The 737-nt window shown below is 41.5% G+C and carries 1 protein-coding gene and 1 pseudogene; both read right to left on the bottom strand.

Annotated elements, in window-relative coordinates; genetic code table 11:
- A pseudogene (locus tag UF75_RS25815) lies at window positions 1–376 on the bottom strand (IS200/IS605 family accessory protein TnpB-related protein); the annotation flags it as partial.
- Window positions 357–737: recombinase family protein (locus UF75_RS25810; RefSeq protein ID WP_045577368.1), on the bottom strand; the 381-nt coding region annotated here is incomplete at its 5' end. The gene UF75_RS25810 and the pseudogene UF75_RS25815, both read right to left, overlap by 20 nt.

Genomic DNA, 737 nt, shown 5'->3' with positions numbered 1-737 from the left:
TTAGGAACGCTGTCCAGTAATCCAGTTTCCGTTGTCGTTTTGCTAACTTTGAGCTTAAGGCTTTACGTTTACGCTCAGAGAGATTGGGATACTTTAATTTTTTAACGAGAGCGTCCACTTTTTTGCGGTAGTTTCCGCAGTATAGCTTTACGAGTTCGTGTTGCGAAGCAATAGTCTGTCTCGCTGACTCAACAGCATCTTTAGCCTGTCGGATATTGAGCTGATATTTATTAGCTACCACTTTCTCCAACTCACCCATCGCTTGCCCTTCGAGCTGCCGCTTAAAGGAATAGCGAAGGGCAGTACCGAAAACGAGCATCATATTATCAATGAGCGCTTTTTGCTCAACTGTGAGGTCAATTAGAATCGCCTTCATCGTGGTCTTCGTGGAACTCACCTCGCTCCAGCTCCAATGTTTCTATGGTCTGCACAATCGTTTGCTTAAGTTTCCGAACACCTCTAGCACCATAAAGCCTTGCACTAAAGCAGGTGACGATACTTACTAAGTCATTGACCATTTCTTCGTTGGGTTGAAGTTTTTTAGCACTTTCTATCGCTTCAATTTTAACATTGAACGATTGGGCAAATTCCTTAAGATAGGAAAAGCCAAATCGTGCTAGTCTATCAGCATATTCAACGACAATGACATCAACATCATTTAAATTCCGAAACATTTTAGTTAGTTCTCTGCGATTATCATTAAGTCCACTGGCAACTTCTTCATAAATAGTGACAAT

This window comes from Desulfosporosinus sp. I2 (genome assembly GCF_000960765.1).
Taxonomy (GTDB): Bacteria; Bacillota; Desulfitobacteriia; order Desulfitobacteriales; family Desulfitobacteriaceae; genus Desulfosporosinus.
Note: the sequence above shows the minus strand (reverse complement) of the source record. Positions and strands in the feature narration are given on the sequence as shown.